The organism is Mesorhizobium sp. M1E.F.Ca.ET.041.01.1.1 (assembly GCF_003997355.1).
Classification (GTDB): domain Bacteria; phylum Pseudomonadota; class Alphaproteobacteria; order Rhizobiales; family Rhizobiaceae; genus Mesorhizobium.
The window spans coordinates 1-737 of record NZ_RZSL01001157.1 but is presented as its reverse complement, the minus strand read 5'-3'; the positions used below and the strand labels follow the sequence as shown (position 1 = coordinate 737).

Below are 737 nucleotides of genomic sequence, written 5' to 3'. Positions count from 1 at the left end.
CTCGTCGGCGCGTCCTCCTCCGGCGTGCAGATCGCCGACGAGCTCGCCCGCGCGGGGCGGCGGGTGACGCTGTCCGTCGGCAAGCACACGCGCCTGCCGAGGCGCTGGCGCGGCAAGGATATCTTCTTCTGGCTCTGCCGGATGGGTTTCATGGCGCAACCGCTCGACGCGCTCGCCAACCCCGAGAGCGCCAGGCGCCAGCCTTCGCTGCAGCTCGCCGGGCGGCCGGACAAGACCGATGTCGACCTCGCCACGCTGCAAGCGCTTGGCGTCGAGCTGGCCGGACGCGTGCGCGGGATTGCCGATCGCGAGATCGTCTTCGCCGACGATCTCGCGACGCAGATCGCGGCGGCGGAAATGAAGCAAGCGCGCCTGCTCGCCGAGATCGACCGCTTCGCCGGCGACGCGCGACCAGGCCGGCGCGAGCCGGTAGCCGTGCCTTCGGCTTGGCCCCAGCGGCTTTCGCTGAGGGACGGCTCGATCCGCACCATCATCTGGGCGACCGGCTATGCGCGGTCGTTCGGCTGGCTGGAGCCGCTGGCGCTCGGCGCCGACGGCGAGCTCGCGCATCAGGGCGGCGTCACCAGCGTTCCCGGCCTCTACGCGCTCGGCTTCCGCTTCCTGCGCAAGCGCGATTCCAACTTCATCGGCGGCGTCGGCGCCGACGCGCAAGCGATCGCCGCCGAGATCTCCCGCTATCTCGACCGCAACGGCCGCCAAGCCGCCTGAAGGAGGCC

Annotated in this window: 1 pseudogene; it reads left to right on the top strand. The window is 71.8% G+C overall.

Annotation, left to right across the window (positions count from 1 at the left end):
- A pseudogene (locus tag EOA38_RS39615) lies at positions 1 to 729 on the top strand (pyridine nucleotide-disulfide oxidoreductase); the annotation flags it as partial.
- Positions 730 to 737: the final 8 nt, after the last annotated feature.